This window comes from Streptomyces sp. NPDC088252, from assembly GCF_044740965.1.
Taxonomy (GTDB): domain Bacteria; phylum Actinomycetota; class Actinomycetes; order Streptomycetales; family Streptomycetaceae; genus Streptomyces.
The window spans coordinates 226,359-246,676 of sequence record NZ_JBIURS010000008.1; the positions used below are offsets into that span (position 1 = coordinate 226,359).

A 20,318-nucleotide genomic window follows, 5' to 3' on the forward strand; every position below is an offset into this window, starting at 1 on the left:
CCATGCATGACGACCGCACACTGACCGAGGAACGGCTCGACCGCGCCCTGCGCGAGCGCATCCGCCCCGCCGTCCATCCCCGCACGGCACCCCTGGAATTCGAGGTCTGGCACGCCCCCGGCGAACCGGTGCCGTTCGCCGGGGCGATGGTCGGCCCCTACGAGCCCGGTGCGCTCGGCGACGCCTGGGGACCGGCCTGGGGCACCAGTTGGTTCCGGGTGACGGGCCGTGTCCCGTCCGAATGGGCCGGTGAGATCGTCGAAGCGGTCATCGACCTCGGGTTCGCCCGCGACCGGCCGGGGTTCTCCGCGGAGGCCCTGGCCCACCGGCCGGACGGCAGCGTGGTCAAGGCGCTCAATCCGCGCAACACGTGGCTGAGGATCGGTGAACCGGTCGCGGGCGGCGAGGAGTTCACGTACTACCTGGAAGCGGCGGCCAATCCGGAGATCCTGGACGGTGTCAGCGCGCTCGGCGACCGGGCGACCGCGGGCAGCGAGCCGCTGTACCGCGTCGAGCGGATGGACGTCGCGGTCTTCGACCGGCAGGTCTGGGAACTGGTCCAGGACCTGGAGGTGCTCGACCAGCTGATGCGGCAGCTGCCGCTCGGCTCGGCCCGCCGCTGGGAGATCCTGCGCGCGGTGGAGGGTTGTCTGGACGCGCTGGACCTGGACGCCGTGGGCGCGAGCGCGAGCGCCGCCCGGGAACGGCTGCGCCCCGTGCTCTCCTCCCCCGCGCACGCCTCCGCCCACCGTCTGTCGGCGGTGGGTCACGCGCACATCGACTCGGCGTGGCTGTGGCCGCTGCGGGAGACGGTGCGCAAGGTCACCCGCACCACCTCCAATGTCGTCGCGCTGATGGACGACCATCCGGAGTTCGTCTTCGCGATGTCGCAGGCGCAGCAGCTGGACTGGTTGCGGGGGCATCAGCCGGCGCTGTACGCGCGGGTCAAGGAGAAGGCCGCTGCCGGACAGTTCGTGCCGGTGGGCGGGATGTGGGTGGAGTCGGACACCAACATGCCGGGCTCCGAGGCGCTGGCCCGGCAGTTCGTGTACGGAAAGCGGTTCTTCCTGGAGGAGTTCGGGGTCGAGACCGAGGAGGTGTGGCTGCCCGACTCGTTCGGTTACTCGGCGGCCCTGCCGCAGTTGGTGGCGCTCTCCGGCTCGCGCTGGTTCCTCACCCAGAAGATCTCGTGGAACACGACCAATCCGTTCCCGCACCACTCCTTCCTGTGGGAGGGGCTGGACGGCACCCGGGTGTTCACGCACTTCCCGCCGGTGGACACCTATGTGGCAGAGCTGTCCGGCGCCGAACTCGCGCACGCCGAGCGGAACTTCCGCGACAAGGGGCACGCGACACGCTCGCTGGTGCCGTTCGGCTGGGGGGACGGGGGCGGTGGCCCCACCCGCGAGATGCTGGCGCGCGCCGGGCGGCTCGCGGACCTGGAGGGCTCGCCCCGGGTGACGATCGAGAGGCCCGCGGATTTCTTCGCCGCCGCCGAGGCCGAGTACGACCGGCCGCCGGTGTGGCTGGGCGAGCTGTATCTGGAGCTGCACCGGGGTACGTACACCTCGCAGGCACGGACCAAACAGGGCAACCGGCGCAGCGAGCACCTGCTGCGGGAGGCGGAGCTCTGGGCGGCCACGGCAGCGGTACGGACGGGGTTCCCGTACCCGTACGAGGAGCTGGAGCGGATCTGGAAGAGTGTGCTGCTGCATCAGTTCCACGACATCCTGCCGGGGTCGTCCATCGCCTGGGTGCACCGCGAGGCGGAGGCGACGTACGCCCGGATCGCCGAAGAGCTCGAAGCCGTGATCGAGGCGGCGCAGCGGGCCTTGGCGGGTGCTCCGGACGGCGGCGGCACGGTCGTCTTCAACTCCGCTCCGCACGACCGGGCCGGCGTCGTCGCGGGAGGGGCGGCCCCCGCGTCCGGGCAGCCGGAGCGGGCGGTGGAGGCCGAGGCGTACGACGGGGGCTTCCGGCTGGACAACGGGCTGCTCCGGGTGACGGTGGACGCGCGGGGTCTGGTGGTCTCGGTCGTCGATCTGGTGGCCGGACGGGAGACGGTCGCCCCGGGCCGCGCGGCCAATCTGCTCCAGGTCCATCCGGATCTGCCCAACCGCTGGGACGCCTGGGACGTCGACGCCTTCTACCGCAACACGGTCACCGATCTGACCGAGGCGGACGTGGTGCGCCGCAGCGGCGACGGCGTCGAGGTGGTGCGTACCTTCGGTTCGTCCCGCGTCACCCAGCTCCTGACACTGCGTCCCGGGGCCCGGCGTCTGGACATCGACACCGAGGTCGACTGGCACGAGCAGGAGAAGTTCCTCAAGGCGGCGTTCCCGATCGATGTGCGTGCCGATCACTCCACGGCGGAGACCCAGTTCGGGCACGTCCAACGGCCGACGCACACCAACACCAGTTGGGAAGCGGCCAAGTTCGAGATCTGTGCCCATCGCTTCCTGCACGTCGGTGAGCCCGGCTGGGGCGCGGCGCTGATCAACGACTCGACGTACGGGCACGATGTGACCCGTACGGTCCGCGAGGACGGCTCCACCACGACGACGGTGCGGCTGTCGCTGCTGCGCGCACCCCGTTATCCCGACCCGGCGACGGATCAGGGGGTGCACCGGCTGCGGTACGCGCTGCTGCCGGGGGCAACCATCGGTGACGCGGTGCGTGAGGGCTGGCAGTTCGGCCTGCCCGAGCGCCGGGTGCCGGGAAGCGCGGTGGTGGCCCCGCTGGTCTCGGTCGACCACGACGCGGTGGTCGTGACGGCGGTGAAGCTCGCGGACGACGGCAGCGGGGATGTGGTGGTCCGGCTCCACGAGGCCCACGGCGGACGGGCCTCGGCGCGTCTGACCACGGGCTTCCCACTGGCAGGGGCGAGGGTCACGGATCTGCTGGAGCGTCCGCTCGCCGAGGAGCCCGCGGAGGTGGCGGGTGATGCGGTACGGCTGCGGCTGCGGCCGTTCCAGATCATGACGTTGCGGCTCACGCCGAACGACGACGTGTGAGTGGTACGGGGTGGGTGCGCGCCGCTGCGGGCCCGCCCCGTACCCTCTTTTCCATGAACGCTGGGGGGCCTGTGCGCCGAGTGATCGACGACCGTTTCGAGCTGGTGAACAGGCTCGGCAGCGGCGGTATGGGCATGGTGTGGCGGGCCCATGACCTGGCCCTGCATCGCGATGTGGCACTCAAGGAGGTACGGCCCCCGGACCCCGCTCTGGCCGAGAACGACCCCGAGTCGGCGCGGCTGCTGCGGGAGCGGGTGCTGCGGGAGGCCCGCGCGCTGGCCCGGCTCGACCACCCGGGCGTCGTCACGGTCCACCACATCGTGGACGGCGGCGAGCACACGTACCCGTGGATCGTGATGGAGCTGGTGCCCGGTGCCTCGCTCGCGGAGCGTCTGGCCGAGGGGACGCTCGGCCCGGTCGAGGCCGCCGAACTCGGCCGCGGGGTGCTGTCCGCGCTGCGTGCCGCCCATGCCGCCGGCATCCTCCACCGTGACGTCAAGCCCGCCAACGTATTGCTGCGGACCGACGGCAGCCCGGTCCTCACGGACTTCGGCATCGCCGCGATCCGTGAGTCGACCAGTCTGACGGCGACCGGCTCCCTCATCGGTTCCCCCGACTACATGGCGCCGGAACGCATTCGCGGTGCGGAGGGCGATCCGTCGTCGGACCTGTGGTCGCTCGGCATGATGCTGTACGTGGCCGTGGAGGGTGTGCATCCGCTGCGCAGGGCGACCACGCTGGCGACGCTGGCGGCCGTGCTCGACGAGGAGATCCCGCCACCCCGGCAGGCCGGTCCGCTGACTCCCGTACTGAACGCGCTGCTGACCCGGAACACCTCGGCGAGGCCCGGTCCCGAGGAACTGGACCGGATGCTGGCCGCGGTGAGCGAGCCGGCCTCGGCGCCCGGACCGGACCGTGCGGCGCCGCAGGATGCCGTACCGCCTCGTCAGGACCCGCCCACCCGGCAGGACGCGCTGCCGCCCGGCTACGGCCGGGCCGGCCCGACCACGGTCCCGCCCACCGCCCCCGTGCGACGCCCGTCCGGCGCGTACGGGCCCGGTCGTCCGCCCGTCACCGCTCCCCCGCCTCCCCGGCCCGCGACGCTGGGCACCCGGGAGATCCGTCGCCGGGTCCGGCGGGGCCGCGCCGTCGCGATCACCACCGCGCTCGCCGGGACGGCCCTGACCGGCGTCCTGGTCTGGTCACTGGTGCCCGACTCGACCACGAAGGCGGCCGGCAGCACTCCCTCCGCCCCGGCCCGGGGCGGTGCCTCGCCCGCCGAGGAGAAGGAGAGCCCGCGGAAGGCCGCGGCGCCGACCAGGAATCTGCTGACGCCGTCCGCCGCACGGTCGGTCATCGCGGCGCTCAAGCCGGTGATGGGCGGCACCAGGGTCACGTCGTTCTCGCTGTACGACGTGCACGCGAGCGTCGAGGCCCCGGTCGCGAAGAACAAGGGCCTGTACGACGTCTACACCTACCGGGACGGAAAGGCCGCCCGCGAGCGCGCGGGCGGTACCCTCCAGCCGGACGCCAAGTCCGTGGACCTGAAGAAGTTCAACTGGGACGCCTTGCCGGGGCTGATCCGCCGGGCGGACAAGGAGCTCGGCGTCGCCGAGCCCACCAGCCATTACGTGGACATCGACCCGGCCTCCCCGTTCGACGACTACCAGCCGACGCTCAGCGTCTACGTCTCGGACGAGTACGGCGGCGCCTATCTGCGCGCCGACATCAACGGCAAGGTGCTCAAGAAGTACCCGCGCAGCGGCTGAGCCCGCGGCGGCTCGGAGGCTGTCCGATCGAAGGCCGCCCGACAGCCTCTCAGCCCAGCACCCGTACCAGCACCAGCAGTACGGCCGCGATCACCACGCCCGACGCCAGCGCGCGGAACCCGGCCGGAACACCGCCGGCCCGGCGCTTCACCTCGCCCGCCGGCGGGACGAGGCTCGCAGCGCGGGCCAGCCACTCGCGCGGCGGCTTGTCGGGGATGACGACCCGCCAGGGCTGCTCGGGGTCGTACTCGACGACCGCCCGGGACTTGTGCAGCAGTCCTTGCAGGTCGAGGGGGTGACGGACCTCGATCCGGTACGGGGGCAGTTCGTCGGTCACCACGGTCAAATCGAAGGCGAACACGGAGTTCAAGGCCTGCCCGTCGACGGCCGTCCGGCCGTTCTCCTTGTTCACCGCCCTCACCCCGTGGACCACGGCGGGCGCGAAGGCGCGCGGGCCGCCGGAGCGCAGCCCGGGGGCGGCGACGCCCGACTTCATGTCCTCGGCCGCCTTGCCGTACACCGCCAGGGCCAGGGCCGTCACGGGGAGCGCGAGCATCAGCAGCCAACGGGGTCCGTCCACGGCGCCCTGGACGAGCGCGGCCAGCGCGAGACCGGTGCCGAGCGCGGACACCACGGTGAACAGCCTGAGGAAGCCGCGCAGGGAGGACACGGTGGAGGTCGACGTGGTCATGAGAGGCGCAGTACCTTCCGGCGGGGGATGACGACTCTGGTGCGATGCGGGTCGTCGGGGCGGTCGGCGTCGTACAGAGCGAGGACGTCCCGCCTGAGGGCGACGCGTTCCACGACGGCCGGGACCTCGTGACGCACCCCGGCCGTGTCGTCGAAGACCACGGTGACCTCGCCGTACTTGCGGCCCACCGACCGCCAGCCCTCCAGCACCGCGTCGGCCGTGGTGTAGCGGCGGGAGAGCCTGCGCAGCCCGGCGGTGCGCCGCAGGCTGACGGCCGCGCCCCACCATGCGGCGAGGCAGCCCGCGCCCGCGACGGACCACAGGAAGGTGAGCCAGCCGGAGACGGAGAACTCACCGAAGGGGAAGAAGATGTGGAAGGAGGTGGTGGTGTCGTAATCGACCTGGCCCTCCGCCAGCGCGTCGTGCCAGCCGGCGATCGTGGCGACGGCACTGAGCACGACCATCGCCCCGGGCGCGGCACGGTGCAGGAAACGGGCGGAGAGCAGACCGAGGACGACGGCCGAGCCGATTCCGACGAACGGGGCCGCCGACGCGAACTGGTCGCTGGCGCAGCCGCCGGTCCCGTCGCAGGTCCATTGCACGGAGACGGCCTCGTGACTGGCGATGTACCACATCATCCAGACCTGCCACACCATCAGCGCGCAGGCGACGGCCCGCATCACCTGCCCGTAGCCTCTCTGCCGCACTGTCCGCCCTCGCCCTTGCCGCGTCCCGGGGCCTTGACGTGCCCCGAAGGACCATATACGTGCTGTCCACAGTCTGTCCGTGATCCACAACACCCACCGGACCGCGAGGGGCTCAGCCGGTCTTCTCCAGGGTCTTCGGCACCCAGCGGAGTTGCGCGGCCTCCTGGAACATGGCGCCGCCTTCGTGCCCGTTGAACCGGTAGACCTCGATGTTCTTCCTGCCGCGGTACGCGTTGTGGGCGGCGAAGACCGTGGACGGCGGGCAGACCTGGTCCATCAGCGCGACGGAGAAGAGCGCGGGGGCGCTGCCGCGCGCGGCGAACGAGACCCCGTCGAAGTAGGACAGGGTGCGCAGGACGGTCTCCTCCTTGCCGCGGTGCATCTTGAGGTAGCCGGCGATCTCCGCGTACGGGTTGGCGTCGGTGAGGGTGACGGCCCGGCCGAAGTGGCAGAGGAAGGGCACGTCGGCGGCGACGGCCGCCAGGCCGGGGACGAGGCCGCCGACCACGAGGGCGAGGCCGCCGCCCTGGCTGCCCCCGAGCGCGACGGTGCGGGAGGGGTCGGCGAGCGGGTGGGAGCGGGCCGCTTCCACGGCGCGTACGGCGTCGGCGTAGACCCGGCGGTAGTAGTAGCTCTCCGGGTCCTCGATGCCGCGGGTCATGAAGCCGGCGTGGGAGGGACCGGAGCCGACCGGGTCGGGGGTGTCGCCGACGTTGCCGCCACTGCCCTGGCCACGTACGTCCATGATGAAGTGGGCGAAGCCGGCCAGCGGCCACATGCCCCAGCAGTGCGGGAGGCTGCGACCGCCGTTGTAGCCGTGGAACTGGACGATGAGCGGCAGCGGGCCCTCGGCGTGCGCGGGAACGCTGAACCAGCCCTTGACGGGGTGGCCGCCGAAGCCGGCGAACGTGGTGTCCCACGTGCGCATGCCGGTGAGCCCGGTGTCGACGGGTTCGAAGGAGACCGCGAGGTCGTGGGAGCGGGTCTCGGCCAGGGTCTTCGACCAGAAGGCGTCGAAGTCCTCCGGTTCGTCGATCTGCGGCCGGTAGTCACGCAGTTCGTGGAGCGGCAGGTCGAACAGGGCCATGGGGTTGGTCTCCTCACGATGACACGTGGTACTGCGGGTCATGGAGCGGCGGGGCCGGGTGTTGTCAGGTGCACCCGGCCCCGCCAGTTCATCGGTGGGTCAGTCGGTCAGTTGGACGGCCCGCAGGCCGGTGGCGCTCTTGGAGTTGTTGGTGATGCCCGAACCCCACTCGGACCAGCCGCGCCCCCGGCCGTCGTCGTCGAAGTCGTTGACGGCGATGGCGAGTCCGATGGACGCGGTCGGCTTGCCGCTGAGGCCGAGCGAGGCCCAGGGCACCGTCACCGTGTAGCGGGTGGTGGTGCCGTCGCGGGTGATCCGGGCGGTGGCACCCGGGGTCGGCCCGGCGGTCTGGCCGGGCGGCGGCCGCCAGGTGTGGACCTGCGGCTTGCCGCCCACCAGCGAGGCGCCGACCTCGACGTACTGCCGGCTGCGGCCGGGCAGCTGGGGGGTGACGGCGAACTGGATGCTGTCGCCCTGCCACATGTTCTCGGCGGTGGTGGCGGGTTGGGCCAGGACGTTGTCGGTGATCTCGCCCTTCAGCACGAGCCCGACATCGGTGTACTGGGGCCGGATGGTGCCGGAGAGGTCGGCCGCACCCTGGTAGCCGCCCGCGAAGTACAGCTTGCCCTGAGCGGCGATGTCGATGGGCGTGGTGGTGTCCGTACCTTCGGGCTGCACGGCGCCCCAGCCGTTCCAGGTACCCACGGGGGTCCTGGTGCCGTCGGGGGTACTGATGTAGGCGGCCGTCCAGTAGCGGTTCCAGGGTTTGATGTTGCGCGCGTCCACGGTGTACGAGGTGCTCGACCCGGTGCCGACCTTGATCGGTCCGTCGATGGTGCCGCGGTCCAGATAGGCGGTGCCCTCGTTCACCTGCCACTCCAGCTTGGTGAGGTCGAGCGCGGAGCGGGCGCGGTTGTTGGTGACGGTGACCTCGAGTCCGGCGGCGAACGGCGCCGCCTTCTTCACCACCGGGTCGAAGGTGACCTCGGTCGGGGGCACCACCTCGGTGTCGGTGGTGATCCGGCCGAGGGTCAGCGGTCCCGCTCCGACCGTGCCACTGACCGAACGAGCCCCGGTCAGGGACGAGGTGGGCAGTTCCACCGTCTTGCGGGTGACCTTGCCGGGCCGCGCGATCAACCGGTAGTCGGCCCCGGCGATCCGGAAGTCGACGCGCGGCGGCATCGGAGTGTGCCCTTTCGTACGGTCCACCTGGAGCACCGCGCCGACGGTCTCCTCCGTGTTGGAGCGCTTCGGCAGTGCGAGGGAGAAGACAGGGGCGGTCACGGCCTTGACGCCGGTCACCGCGCCCTTGACGTACAGCACCTTTCCGTCGACCCCGAGCTGTACCCTGCCGCCGGCCGGGGTGTAGGTCTTCGCGTGGCCCAGTTGGTCGGTGACGGTGAGCGGGCCGGTGGCCGAGAGCTCCACGGTTCCGGGTGTCGTCGCGGTCGTGTACAGCGCCCGGACGGTGTCGGCACCGGTGCCGAAGCGGTACGAGCGGACGGCGTCGGAACCGGCGTCGTCACGGCCGGTGTAGGCGCGGCCCGCGATCTGGCGGATCAGGACGCCCGCGGTGACGACGGACGGCTTGGGCTGCCAGGCCTTGACGTCGGCGGTGGGGCGCTTGAATCCGCCGAAGTTGTGCTCCTTGTCGGTGGCGTCGTTGCCGTCGTTGGTGAGGTCGTACCAGTAGTAGCGGTTGACACCCGAGGCGAACGAGAAGATCTGGGCACGCGGCAGGTACTCGGCCTGCACGCCCGGGGTGACGCCGTCGCTGTGGGTGGGGTACCCGTTCTCCGTGATCCACAGCGGGAAGTCCTTGCCGCCCGCCGCGTCCAGATCGGCGCGCACCTGCGGCAGCTTCGCCAGGGCTTCCTCGGGCGGCCTCGGGTAGCCGTATTCGTGGACGCTGAGCGCGTCCATGTGGTCCAGGCCGCCGATCGCGTACAGCCGCTTGAGCCAGTCGGTCTGGAGACCGGCCAGGCCGCCGCCCACGACGGTGGCGTCCGGCACCTTGGCGTGCACCTTGCCGAAGCTGGCCTTGAGCAGCTTGAGGTAGCAGTCGGCGGTGATGCCGCAGGTGCCGTTGTTGAAGCCGGTCGAGTTGTACTCGTTGTAGATCTCGACCTCCTTCGTGGACTGCTGGTACTTCTCCACGATGGCGGCGGTGTACTTTCCGTAGGCCTCCAGCGCCGCGTCGGATGCCGGTGTCCGGTTGTTGTCGTACAGGGGGTTCCGGTAGGCGGAGATGGGCAGGGCGGTCAGCCCCTGCGTCTTGGCGTACGGGATGTGCTGGTCGGTGGAGTAGCCGCTCCAGGTGTACTCGCCGGCCGTCTTCTCGATGGCGCTCCAGTTGATGTCGGAGCGAATCCCGTGCATGCCCATCAGCTTGACCGAACGCAGCAGCTTCTGGTCGTCGCCGTCGTTCCACCCGTAGTGGATGCCGGTGCCGAAGCGGGGATCCTTCTGCTCATGGCCGGCCAGCGCGGTCAGCACACCGAAATTGGTGGTACGGGTGGTGGCACCCGCGGTCGCCGTGAGCGTGTAGTAGCCGCTGCCGAGCGTGGTGACGTCGACGGTGGCCGTGCCGCCCGAGACCGGTGCGGTGCCCGACGCGACGGTCAGGCCCTGGTCGTCCATGACCTTCCAGGCCACCGAGGCCTCGTCGGAGGCCAGGGTGATCTTCGACTGTCCCTTGACGAAGATCAGATCGGGCGAGGTGACGGTGAGGGTGCCGGCCGCGTGCGCGGCCGGAGCCGTACCGGGCAACGGCGCTGCCACCAGCAGACAGCCGAGCAGGGCGGCGGCGCCGCCCCATGCGACGGGCCGTCTGGCGCGGCCCGTTACTCTGGCCGGAACCAGCGGGCCTGGCCGGATCGTGCCGTTCTTTTCCATCGAGGCATCCTCTCGATCGGATCGGCGCGGTGCGTATCGGTGGTTCCCGGGTGGTGGTGTGCTCCGTCGGCTGTGCCCCGGCGGAGCACACCGGCCCGTGTGCCGTCGGCGCGCACCGCTGCCGCCGTCGGCCGCGCGGACCGGGTCCGCGTCGGTGCCCGGGTGAACTCATCCCTTGAGGCCGGTGAAACCTCCCCCGCCGCGTACGATCTGCCGCTGGAAGATCAGGAACAGCACGAGCGGTGGCAGGATGGCGAGCAGCATCCCGGCGATGAGCAGCGACTGTTCCGCCGTTTCCGCGAGACGCGGCAGCGCGGCGGAGATGGGCTGCTTCTCGGTGTCCGGGATGACGATCAGGGGCCAGAGGAAGTCCTTCCAGGAGTTCATGACCGTCAGCAGGGTCACCACCGCGAGGATCGGCCGCGACATCGGCAGCACGATCCGGCGGAAGATGATGAACGGGCCCGCGCCGTCGACCTTGGCGGCCTCGAAGAGTTCGCGCGGGACGCCGTCGAAGAACTTCATCACGATCAGCACGGTGAAGGCGCCTGCGGCGTGCGGCAGCCAGACGCCCCACGGGCTGTTGGCCAGCGAGATGCCGAGGCCCGGCAGGTCGAGCACGGTGAGGTAGAGCGCGACCAGGGAGATGGAGCCCGGGATGAAGAGGGTGGCGAGCACCATCCATCGCACGGGCGCCGCCCACTTGGGGCGCAGCACGGACAGCACGTATCCGCCGGTGGTGGCGACGACGAGGTGTGCGACGACCGAGCCGGTGACCAGGACCACGGTGTTCCAGAGATACTGGCCGACCCGCAGTTCGTTCCAGGCGCGGGAGAGGTTGTCCCATTGCGCGTGGCCGGGCCAGAGCGCCAGCGGATCGCGCAGCAGCTCCTGGGTCGGTGAGACGGCGCCCTTGAACGTCCAGTAGAGAGGTGCGGCTCCGAAGGCGAGCAGCAGCAGGAGCGAGAGGGTCTGCACGGAGCGGAGCGAGACGCGTACGGAGGTCCGCCGCCGGTCGGCGTTGGATATGAGTCCGCGTCCGCTCTCCTCGGGACGGCTGCTGCGGCGGGTGCGAAGGGGGGTCTGTACGGCCATCAGTTGCTCCAGCTCCTCGTCGCCCGCAGATAGACCGCCGAGAGCGCGCCGAGCACGAGGGCCAGCATCACACTGAGCGCGGTCGCGGCTCCGAAGTCGCCGTTCTGGAAGGCGTAGTCGTAGATCAGCATCAGGACGGTGAGAGTGGAGTCCTCCGGGCCGCCGTCCGTCATCACGAAGGGTTCGGTGAAGACCTGCAGGGTGCCGATGATCTGGAGCAGCAGCATGATCAGGATGACCCCGCGCAGCGACGGCAGGGTGATGTGCCGGACCCGGCGCCAGATGCCCGCCGCGTCGATCTCGGCGGCCTCGTACAGTTCGGCCGGTACGGAGCCGAGTGCCGCCAGATAGATGATCACCGTGGAGCCGAAGCCCGCCCAGGTGGCTTCCAGGACGATCGACAGCATGGCGGTGTCGGTGGACTGCAGCCAGGGATACGGGCCGAGGCCCACATGGGCCAGCAACTGGTTGAACAGGCCGGCGTCCGGGTCGTAGAACACCTTCCAGAGCAGGACGGAGACGACCGGGGGAATCGCCACCGGCAGGTAGGCGAGGATACGGAACAGCGTGCCGCCACGCCGCAGTTCGGCGATGAGCACCGCGAGGAAGAGCGGCACCGGGAAGCCGATCACCAGGGCGAGCAGCGCGAAGAGCGCGGTGTTCTCGACGGCCGTCCACAGCAGCGGGTCGTCCAGCACGTGCCGGAAGTTGTCCAGACCCACCCAGGCGGCGGGGCCCACCAGATTGGTCTGCTGGAAGCTGAGCCGCACGCTCTGGACGATCGGCCACCAGGAGAAGTAGGCGAAGCACAGCACCATCGGCAGGCCGAACAGGATGGTGGTGACACCTCCTTGCCTGACCCAGCGGACGACGCGTTGCCCGGGGCCGCCGCGACGCGGGGAGGGGGTGCGCGGCAGCCCGTCCGCTGTCCGCGACCGGTCCGCGGAGGGGTCGGCGGAGCGCTGTTTCCGCGTCCGGTTCTCATGGGTGCGGTTCCCGGCGGGCGCCGCAGGTGCGTGTGACCTGCTCATTGACGTCTCCTCGCCTCTCCTCGTGCTGTTCTCGTGCCTGATGTGCCGGACGCGCTCCGAGGCCTGTCGTCACCTTCCCGTCGTCGTGCGAAGGGCGGCCCCGCGACAGACGACAGTTCGAAGTCACATCCCTTAGTGCTGCGCGCGCTCCACCTGGGACTTGACCTGCGAGGCAGCCTTCTTCAGCTGCTCGGCCGGGTCGGCGTCCCGGCGTGTCAGTACGGCCTGCACGGCGCTGTCGAGGACCTTGTAGACGTTCTGCGCCTCGACGGGCGGCTCGATGGCCAGCTCGTACTCGTCGAGCGCCTTGGCGTACGGGGCGAAGTGCGCGACCGGCACGTTGGCCAGCTCGTCGATCGCGGCCTGGACCGGGTCGGCGATGGCCGGCTTGTAGAACGGAACGGTCGGCGCACCGACGACGGCTCCGTCCTTCTTCATGGACGCCGCGTCCTTCTCGCCGAGCGCGACGTCGTACTTGGGGGCGAGGTAGTAGAAGTCGATGAACTTCGCCGCGGCCTCGCGCTGTTGCGCGGTGGCCCTGGGGCTGACCACGGCGACGGCGCCGCCGGTCAGGGTCCGCTTGCTGCTGCCGTCCGTGGGCATGGCGGAGAGCCCGATGGTCTCCGGGTCGCCCTTGTACTGCAGGATGTAGTGGTTGATGATGCTGGGCCCGGCGATCGTCATGCCGATCTTTCCGGCGGAGAAGTCCTTCTCCATGTCGGTGAGGTTGCGCAGCTGGTTCTTGCCCATCGACTGATCCGTCCAGCGCATCTCCTTGAGCGCCTTCAGGGACTTCTCGGCACCGCTGCCGGACCGGTCGAAGGTGTTGACCCACTTGCCGCCGGACTCCTCCTGCATGTCGTCGCCGAAGGAGCAGGCCATGGCGGTGAGCATCCAGCCGCCGGTGTTCTCCTTGGTCATCTGGGCGTAGCCGGTGGCACCGGTCTTCGCGGAGATCGCCCTGGCCGCGGCACGGACCTCGGGCCAGGTGGTCGGCGGCTTGTCGGGGTCGAGTCCGGCCTTCTTGAAGAGATCCCGGTTGTAGACCAGTCCGAGCGCGTACTCCTCGGTGGGTATGCCATAGATCTTGCCGTCCAGGCCCTTCGCGGCGCCGAGCACCACCTGGTTGAAGTCCCCGCTGTGCTTCAACCCCTTGAAGTCAGTGGTGAGATCGGCGATCTGCCTGCGCTTGATCAGGCCCGACATCTCGGTCAGCGGCACCCGGACGACCGTCTCCAGACTGCCGCCGCCCACCTTGGTCTGGAAGCTCTGCTGGTCGTACTGGTACTCGTTCGTCGTGATCCTGATCTTGGGATTGGCCTTCTCGAACTCCGCCACCCGCGCGTTGAAGATCTTGAGCGCGGCCGCGCTGGTGGCCGGCGGGCGCCCGGAGACCGTGATGGTCACCGTACCGTCGGCGGCGTTGTCACTGCCGGAACCGGAACACGAGGCAAGCACGCAGACGAGCGCACCCGCGGTGACGCCCGTGAGGGCGGTGCGCAGGGAGGGTCTCATCGAGGACTCCATTCAGGGCAGACCAGAAACTCAGGGCAGACCGGAAACGGCCGGAAAGCGTTTTCCAGCCGGGGTCACCTTGCACCGCCCGATATCGCCGCGTCAATGGGGGCGAGGAGGGGATCTCCGGCCCGGGTTGACCATGAGCCTCTTGCCGAGGCGGTGACATCGGCCTAGCCTCTGGAAAACGTTTCCCGCACATTGCCGAAGATCGTCGGCCCGACGGTCGCGAGCTGGAGGACATCCCGTGCACCCTGCCTGGTCGGCCGCCGAGTACGACCGCACCCTGCTGCGAGCGGCCCTTTCCGAAGGCGACCGCTGCTGGGACCCCGAGGCGAACCTGCTGCAGATCGAAGCCCCGTACAACCCCATCCACACACACATCAAGGGTGGTCTCGCCCACCCCACCCGCAACTCCCTGCAGTACGCGCTGCTCCTGCTGGAACGGGGCGGTGCGGGCGACGCCGAGCGCGCGCACGCCGTGATCCTGCGGATCGCGGAGCTCCAGGACCGGTCGGTGGAGAGCGCCACCTACGGCATCTGGGGCTACTACGCCGAGGAATCCGCGGCGGAGATGGACCCGGCCGACTGGAACTGGGCGGACTTCCTCGGGATCCAGTTGCTGCTGGTGCACGCCCGGCACAGCGACCGCCTGCCCCCCGCGGTGCTGCGGGAGGTCCGGGAGTCGGTACGACACGCGGCGGCGTCGATCGTCCGCAGGAACGTCCCCATGTCGTACACCAACGTTGCCGTGATGGGCACGTTCGTCACGCTCGCGGCGGGCAGACTCCTCGACGACGAGAAGCTGTTCGCGTACGGCAAGGACCGCGTGGTGCGCCTGTGCGAGGCGATCGACACAACCGGCAGCTTCACCGAGTTCAACAGCCCGTCCTACTGGGGCGTCGTCCTCCAGACCCTGACCCTGATCAGGGAGCACGTACGTGACGAGGAGGTGCTGGTCCTCAACGACCGCCTGCACGACCGGCTCTGGCTGCACTTCCTGGCCCGCTGGCATCCGCCGACCCGTCAGCTCTCCGGCCCGATGGCCCGTTGCTACAGCAATGATCTGGGCGTGCCGCCATTCCTGGTGAAGGCGGTACGCGGGGTGCTGGGCGCCCCGGAGGTCCACCCCGTCCAGGGGGAGATGTCGGTCGGAGTGGACTCCTGCGTGGACTACCGCGTGCCCGACTGGGCCCTGCCGCGGCTGCTGGAGCTGGAGGGGGAGCGCGAGCACCGGGAGCTCTTCGCCGGGAACCCGTCCCCGGAGACGGGAACCACCTGGCTGGACCCGGTCACCACGCTGGGCAGCGTGAACCACCAGGACACCTGGCTGCAGCGGCGCCCGCTGTTCGGCCACTGGGTACGTCCCGACGGCACCCTCGGGCATCTGCACGTCCATCTGCTGAAGGACGACGGGGCGGAGGACTTCGACTTCGCCTCGGGGGTGATCTCCACCGTGCAGAGCGGCCCGCACGTCGCCTGGCTGACGGGCTTCGCCTGCCCGGCGGGCGACCGGCACCACCACCTCGACATGATCCGGCCGGGTGACCGGTTCCGGGCACGGTCACTGCGGCTGGTGACGGACGTGATCGGCGCGCCGCCCGTGCCGGAGATCTCCGCGGTCGACGACGGTGTCGATCTCGATCTGGGGACGGCACGGCTGGTCTTCAGGCTGGCCGGGGGCAGCTTCGGCGACCGTAGGCCGACGGTCCGGGTGGTCCCGCGCGCCGACGGGATACGGATCGAGGTCGTCCTCTTCGAGAGCCGGAGCCCGGCGGAGCTGGACTGGGCGACGCTGGGCGACACCTTCGCCGCGGGGTCCCTCTCCCTCGTACCGTCCGCCACGGGACCGACCGGGGAGCAGGTGCCGGACCCCGAGGTGGACGGCGCCGGCAACTGCGCGGAGGTGCGCTGGACGACGCCGCAGGGGCGCCGGCTCACCCTGCGCGGCGGCCGGTCGGTGGTGTCCCGCGAGGAGCACGCCGCGCTGTACTCCGCGACGCTGGACGGCGCGCCACCGCCCTCGCCCCGACTGTCGGAGTCCCGGCTGGTTCCGTAGACGTCCGGGGCCCCGCTCCGGCCCGGGGCCGGAGCGGGCTCGTCGGCACGAAGCGAAGGGACCACGCCTACCGTCGTACAGCGATCCGGCGGGCGAACCCGGCCGGGCGACAGGCGAGTTGGAGTCCCGCGTACCCAGGAGCCGTATGGCGAGGGAGCCCGAACGACCGCCTGATCACGCATCGGCGCCGTGACGGCTCCCTTCACCGCGGCGGGGGACGTGCTCCCCGTGACGGACACGACATCGCCGACGAAGTCACTGGCGGGCCGGTCCTGGGACCGGCCCGCACCCGAACCCTCGCCGACGGGTCAGAGGGCTGTTCCGGGCCCGCTGCCGGCGGCCCGACGCCTGCGGACGGCCGTCACGAGGCCGGCGCCGGTCACGAGGGTCACGCCCGCGAGTCCGCCGAGGCAGGCCAGGACCAGCCTGCTGGTGCCCGTCGAGGCCATGGTGGACGCGGCCGGTGTGTTGTCTCCGGCGGCCTTCCGGACGAGATCTGCGACGGCGTCGGGGCGCGACACCATCGCGACGTGCGAGGAGTCGACCTCGACCATGTGGGACTTGGCGCGCTTGGCCTCGTAGCGTTCGAGGTCCGGGGCGATGGCCTTGTCACGCGTGGCGACCAGCGCCCAGGACGGGATGGTCCTCCAGGCGGCCCCCACCGCCTTCTCCATGAACGCGGCCCCGTTGATGGGGCGTTGGGCAGCGGCCATGACAGCGGTGGTACCCGACGGCACGTCCGCCGCGAAGACGTCGTGGAACTTGGCGGGCCGGATGTACAGGTCGGCCCCTTCCCCACCCTCGGCGTCCGGGAAAGGCACCGGTTTCAGCGCCGCGTTCAGCTCGCTTCCGGCGAACTTCGCCGACAGATCCGCGAGCCTCTCCCCCTTGTCCGGCATGAGCGCGGAGACGAACACCAGTGACTTCACCTGCGGGTTCCCCGCGGCGGCGTCGCTGATCACCGCACCTCCGTAGGAGTGCCCGGCCAGCACGATCGGGCCCCTGATGCTCTTCAGCACACTGGCTATGTACGCGGAGTCATGGGCGAGCCCGCGCAGTGGATTGGCCGGGGCCATGACTTCGTAGCCGGCACGCTGCAGTCGTTCCGTCACGCCGTTCCAGCTCGATGCGTCGGCGAACGCGCCGTGCACCAGCACCACCGTGGGCTTGGCGCCGGCCGCATCGGCGCTGCCGTCGGCCGCGACGGCGGCGGGGGCCGTGGCGAGGACCGCCGTGGTGAGTGCGGTGGCGACGATCCGCGCGCGACGCCCGGGTATCCGTGTCCGCGGGGCGAGGAAGGCCGAGACGGTCATGCTGTTCTCTCTTCGTCGAGGAGCGGTTGGTGGGCCCAGCGTTGCCAGGCCCGGCCGGAACGGCGCGACACGGGAAGCAGGCGGGTGAAAGCGACCGACCGTCCGGGTGAGTCGCAGGCGACGCAGAGTGACGACGGGTGTTGCCGGGCCGCGCCGATCCGCTGTCGCGGCGGCGGATCGGGTGAGGTGTCCCGGAAACATGGGTTCCCCGCCGTTCCCGCAGCTGTTTCGGAAGACCCGAAGTCCCGGGACCGGTCAGGGGTCTCCTGTCCGCTCCCGGGACGGGCCGCCTCGCACTGCGGCAGCGGGCCGGGCTCCCTGCTGGAGTCCCTCTTCGCCGACCCGGTCCGCCACGCCGAGGGTCGTCCGGGTGACGACGCGGCCATGGTCGCCATCGAACGGCTTCCGGCCTCCGGATGCTGCCGTCCGTCCGCGCCGTCTCAGTTCCTGGTGCCTCCGAGCCGTCGCGACACCGCGTGCAGCCAGGGATGACGGTCGTGCACCTGCGCGGAGCGCCGGTCGAGCTCCTTGCCGAGGCGTTCCGTGCGCTTGTCGATGTCGAGCTCGTCCAGAATCCGGTCGACCTCTGCGAGCAGGGCCCCGTGCAACTGCCATTGCCCGGGATGCTCCGAGACGTCTTCGAGGAGCAGATCCGCCACCTGGTCTCGGGTCGCGCGGCTGACGGCGAGTGCGCGGGCCAGCCGGTCCTCGGCCTCCTCGGCGTTCTCCGCGACCGGAGTGGTGATCAGCTCCGAGAAGCTCTCGACGGCGTCGGCCATCTGCCCGAACAGTTGCCTGAGGGATTCGGCCACGTCGGCGGGGAACAGCGCCTCGTCGGTACGGGCCTTGGCCAGGTCGGTCAGCGTGCGTGACAACACCCGCAGCACCACGGCACAGATCTCCAGGGTGTCCAGACCGGTACGGAGCACGACCCGGTACAGCAGTCCCTGCCTGACGCGCGGATTGAGGGTGAGGCCCTCCTCGGCCTGCCGCAGCGAGGCGTCGACCTCCACGATGTCGTGGTCCAGCCGACGGGCCTCATGGAGCCGGTCGGTCGCCCGCCGGACGGAGATGTGCCCGTCCACGTCCTCCCCCATCGCACGGAACATCCTCCCCATCGCCCTGGCCAGACTGTCGATGGAGGCGCCCGCCGACTGCACCCACACGGGCGGCGCGAACAGCAGGTTGAACAGCAGTCCCACGCCTGCGCCGATCAGGGTCTCCAGCACACGGTCCCACGCGGTGGAGGCGACCTGGGACACGCCCAGTACGAGCATCGCGCTGATCGCCACCTCGGGTACGAACTCGTCCACCCGCACCAGCCGCCCGATGATCAGGGAAGCGAAGATCGTCAGTCCGAGACTCCACCAGCTGAGGCCGACCAGGGAGCTGAACGCAGTGGCGATGAGCACGCCGACGACGACGGAGTTCACCCGGCGGATCCCCGTGGTGAGGGTGGCGTAGAGGGTGACCTGCACCACGAGGAGTGCGGTGAGCGGTGCCGTGAGCGGTGCCGGATGCGGAAGGGTCCACACCGCCACGACGTAGGCGATGACGGCTGCTGCCGTGGAGCGCAGGGTCTGCGCTCCGACCGGCTCGGTGGTGCGCCGGACAAGCTTGATCACGGGTGCGGATACTCCTGGCATCTCTTTCCCATGCCCGCCGGTACGCCCTCGCAGCGCCCCTGCGCACCGAACCCCACCGTACGGACGTGCCCGTCCGGTTCGGCTGCATCCCTTCCGCACGTGTGCCGGTGGAGCGGCCGAGGCGGTCGCGGCTCAGGAGTGCGGATCGAGAGTGCCGATCAGTTCCCTGCATGGGGTGGTGGCCCGCATCTCGTCGGCCAGTCGCCCGGCCCGCGCCCGGTACGACGGGTCCTTGAGCAACAGTTCGGCGGCAGACCGGATGCGGGAGACGTCGTCGGGGCCGAGCACCCCCGAATCGTCCGCCGGACCCCCGGTCGGGGTGACGGCGAGTCCCGCACCCGCCCCGGTGACCAGCCGGGCGTTGACCGGTTGGTCGGCGAAGAGGGGGACGCAGACCAACGGGACACCTGCCGCCAGGGCCCCGAAGACCGTCCCCGACCCGCCGTGGCAGACCACGAGCGAGGCGCTGCCGAGAACATCGGCCTGCGGCACCCACGCCTCCACATGGGCATGGGGCGGAAGCGGTCCGAGTCCCCGCAGATCGGTGCCGCGGCCCGCGGTGAGCAGTATCCGTACCGGCAGCCCGCTCACCGCCTCCAGCACTGCCCGGTACAGGGCGGTGGCGGTCGGCATGGCGCCCGCCTCGGTGCCGAGGGTGATGTAGACCAGAGGTTGCGCGCTGCCGCCCCACCGGTCCGGCAGCGCACCGGGCCGCGAGGGCTCGTGGTAGCGGTGGGTCACGGCGTACGGGGAGGGATCCAGGGAGGCCGGCAGCCGCGTCAGATACGGGGACGCGCGGAGCCGTTCCGTGATGCCGGGGCCGTACGGTTCGAGCACGGCGGCCAGCAGTGCGTCGGTGGACCGGGCGAAACGCGCGGCCGAGACCGCGACCCGGGCGTGCGGAATGCCCTGTCGCTCGGCGGCCACCACCGACGCGAACTCATAGGCCTCGTGCAGCACGAGGTCGGGCCGCCACGTGCGGCAGACCTCCTCCAGCGCGGGAAGCATCGCGGCGACACCGAGCCGGCCGAACACCTCCGTGGTCATCAGTGAAACGCCCTCGTCCGGGGGCAGTTCCAGGACTCGCTTCATCACCCGCGTCAGTTCGTCGCGGGGCGGTTCCCCGCCGATGCGGTACGGCTGTTCCCTGGCCGCCAAGGACGCTTCGAGCCCCGGCGGGGCGACGACGAGGACGTCGTCGCCCCCGGCCGTGCACGCGTCGATGAAGGGAATGAGTGGGTGGAAGTGACCCGATCCTCTGGTCGAGGCGAAAAGTACACGCATGGGCCCGAGACTAAGGGCCGCCCCGTAACCCCTGGCGGGCGCGCGACGACAGCTACGGCACCTCGCCGCGTTGTCGGAACGTCCGCATACATCCAGTGTGCGGACGCCCCTCCGCCTTGCGATGCACCGCGTCCGACGCCGCGCGCTGATCCACCAGGGATTACGGGACAGCCCGCAGGGAGCGCCAACTCTTGTCCGCAGGACCACTTTCC

Annotated in this window: 13 protein-coding genes; 3 read left to right on the plus strand and 10 right to left on the minus strand. The window is 70.7% G+C overall.

Annotation, left to right across the window (positions count from 1 at the left end; all coding sequences use genetic code 11):
- Positions 1-2: 2 nt before the first annotated feature.
- On the plus strand, positions 3-3,014 hold the full coding sequence (locus ACIOHC_RS18890) for an alpha-mannosidase (protein ID WP_401843247.1): 3,012 nt from the start codon (positions 3-5) through the stop codon (positions 3,012-3,014).
- A gap of 53 nt (positions 3,015-3,067) precedes the next feature.
- On the plus strand, positions 3,068-4,783 hold the full coding sequence (locus tag ACIOHC_RS18895) for a protein kinase domain-containing protein (protein ID WP_365693267.1): 1,716 nt from the start codon (positions 3,068-3,070) through the stop codon (positions 4,781-4,783).
- Between the two features lie 49 nt (positions 4,784-4,832).
- Here ACIOHC_RS18895 and ACIOHC_RS18900 read toward each other — a convergent pair whose 3' ends face one another.
- The 7 genes from ACIOHC_RS18900 to ACIOHC_RS18930 form a co-directional block, all read right to left on the minus strand.
- The gene (locus ACIOHC_RS18900) at positions 4,833-5,474 is read right to left on the minus strand and encodes a hypothetical protein (RefSeq protein ID WP_365693266.1); all 642 of its coding nucleotides are present in this window, start codon (positions 5,472-5,474) and stop codon (positions 4,833-4,835) included.
- On the minus strand, positions 5,471-6,181 hold the full coding sequence (locus ACIOHC_RS18905) for a hypothetical protein (RefSeq protein WP_365693265.1): 711 nt from the start codon (positions 6,179-6,181) through the stop codon (positions 5,471-5,473). The genes ACIOHC_RS18900 and ACIOHC_RS18905 overlap by 4 nt, the downstream gene beginning before the upstream one ends.
- Positions 6,182-6,293: 112 nt before the next feature.
- Positions 6,294-7,268 (minus strand): acetylxylan esterase, encoded by a 975-nt coding sequence (locus ACIOHC_RS18910; protein ID WP_365693263.1) that lies wholly within the window; start codon positions 7,266-7,268, stop codon positions 6,294-6,296.
- A 99-nt stretch (positions 7,269-7,367) separates the two neighbouring features.
- The gene (locus ACIOHC_RS18915; RefSeq protein ID WP_365693261.1) at positions 7,368-10,163 is read right to left on the minus strand and encodes a hypothetical protein; all 2,796 of its coding nucleotides are present in this window, start codon (positions 10,161-10,163) and stop codon (positions 7,368-7,370) included.
- A gap of 168 nt (positions 10,164-10,331) precedes the next feature.
- The gene (locus tag ACIOHC_RS18920) at positions 10,332-11,258 is read right to left on the minus strand and encodes a carbohydrate ABC transporter permease (protein WP_365693259.1); all 927 of its coding nucleotides are present in this window, start codon (positions 11,256-11,258) and stop codon (positions 10,332-10,334) included.
- On the minus strand, positions 11,258-12,289 hold the full coding sequence (locus ACIOHC_RS18925; RefSeq protein ID WP_351080187.1) for a sugar ABC transporter permease: 1,032 nt from the start codon (positions 12,287-12,289) through the stop codon (positions 11,258-11,260). Before ACIOHC_RS18925 ends, ACIOHC_RS18920 begins: the two co-directional genes overlap by 1 nt.
- Before the next feature lie 132 nt (positions 12,290-12,421).
- A complete protein-coding gene (locus ACIOHC_RS18930) occupies positions 12,422-13,804 on the minus strand; it encodes an extracellular solute-binding protein (protein ID WP_351080185.1) in 1,383 nt (460 codons plus the stop codon).
- A gap of 247 nt (positions 13,805-14,051) precedes the next feature.
- Here ACIOHC_RS18930 and ACIOHC_RS18935 point away from each other — a divergent pair, with 247 nt between their 5' ends.
- Positions 14,052-15,863 (plus strand): hypothetical protein, encoded by a 1,812-nt coding sequence (locus tag ACIOHC_RS18935; protein ID WP_365693257.1) that lies wholly within the window; start codon positions 14,052-14,054, stop codon positions 15,861-15,863.
- A gap of 308 nt (positions 15,864-16,171) precedes the next feature.
- Here the strand turns inward: ACIOHC_RS18935 and ACIOHC_RS18940 are convergent, their stop codons facing one another.
- The 3 genes from ACIOHC_RS18940 to ACIOHC_RS18950 all read right to left on the minus strand — a co-directional run bounded on the left by ACIOHC_RS18940 (position 16,172) and on the right by ACIOHC_RS18950 (position 20,106).
- Entirely contained in the window at positions 16,172-17,176 is a 1,005-nt protein-coding gene (locus tag ACIOHC_RS18940; protein ID WP_401843249.1) for an alpha/beta fold hydrolase, read from the minus strand.
- Positions 17,177-17,616: 440 nt separating this feature from the next.
- A complete protein-coding gene (locus tag ACIOHC_RS18945) occupies positions 17,617-18,822 on the minus strand; it encodes an aromatic acid exporter family protein (RefSeq protein ID WP_401843250.1) in 1,206 nt (401 codons plus the stop codon).
- Between the two features lie 132 nt (positions 18,823-18,954).
- Complete coding sequence (locus ACIOHC_RS18950) at positions 18,955-20,106, minus strand: glycosyltransferase (protein WP_351080178.1); 1,152 nt, start codon at positions 20,104-20,106, stop codon at positions 18,955-18,957.
- Positions 20,107-20,318 lie beyond the last annotated feature (212 nt).

Coding starts and splice junctions, on each gene's coding strand:
- ACIOHC_RS18900 (WP_365693266.1), bottom strand. CDS start 5,474: ATGACCACGTCGACCTCCACCGTGTCCTCCCTGCGCGGCTTCCTCAGG.
- ACIOHC_RS18915 (WP_365693261.1), bottom strand. CDS start 10,163: ATGGAAAAGAACGGCACGATCCGGCCAGGCCCGCTGGTTCCGGCCAGA.
- ACIOHC_RS18925 (WP_351080187.1), bottom strand. CDS start 12,289: ATGAGCAGGTCACACGCACCTGCGGCGCCCGCCGGGAACCGCACCCAT.
- ACIOHC_RS18890 (WP_401843247.1), top strand. CDS start 3: ATGCATGACGACCGCACACTGACCGAGGAACGGCTCGACCGCGCCCTG.
- ACIOHC_RS18910 (WP_365693263.1), bottom strand. CDS start 7,268: ATGGCCCTGTTCGACCTGCCGCTCCACGAACTGCGTGACTACCGGCCG.
- ACIOHC_RS18895 (WP_365693267.1), top strand. CDS start 3,068: ATGAACGCTGGGGGGCCTGTGCGCCGAGTGATCGACGACCGTTTCGAG.
- ACIOHC_RS18940 (WP_401843249.1), bottom strand. CDS start 17,176: ATGACCGTCTCGGCCTTCCTCGCCCCGCGGACACGGATACCCGGGCGT.
- ACIOHC_RS18950 (WP_351080178.1), bottom strand. CDS start 20,106: ATGCGTGTACTTTTCGCCTCGACCAGAGGATCGGGTCACTTCCACCCA.
- ACIOHC_RS18920 (WP_365693259.1), bottom strand. CDS start 11,258: ATGGCCGTACAGACCCCCCTTCGCACCCGCCGCAGCAGCCGTCCCGAG.
- ACIOHC_RS18930 (WP_351080185.1), bottom strand. CDS start 13,804: ATGAGACCCTCCCTGCGCACCGCCCTCACGGGCGTCACCGCGGGTGCG.
- ACIOHC_RS18945 (WP_401843250.1), bottom strand. CDS start 18,822: ATGCCAGGAGTATCCGCACCCGTGATCAAGCTTGTCCGGCGCACCACC.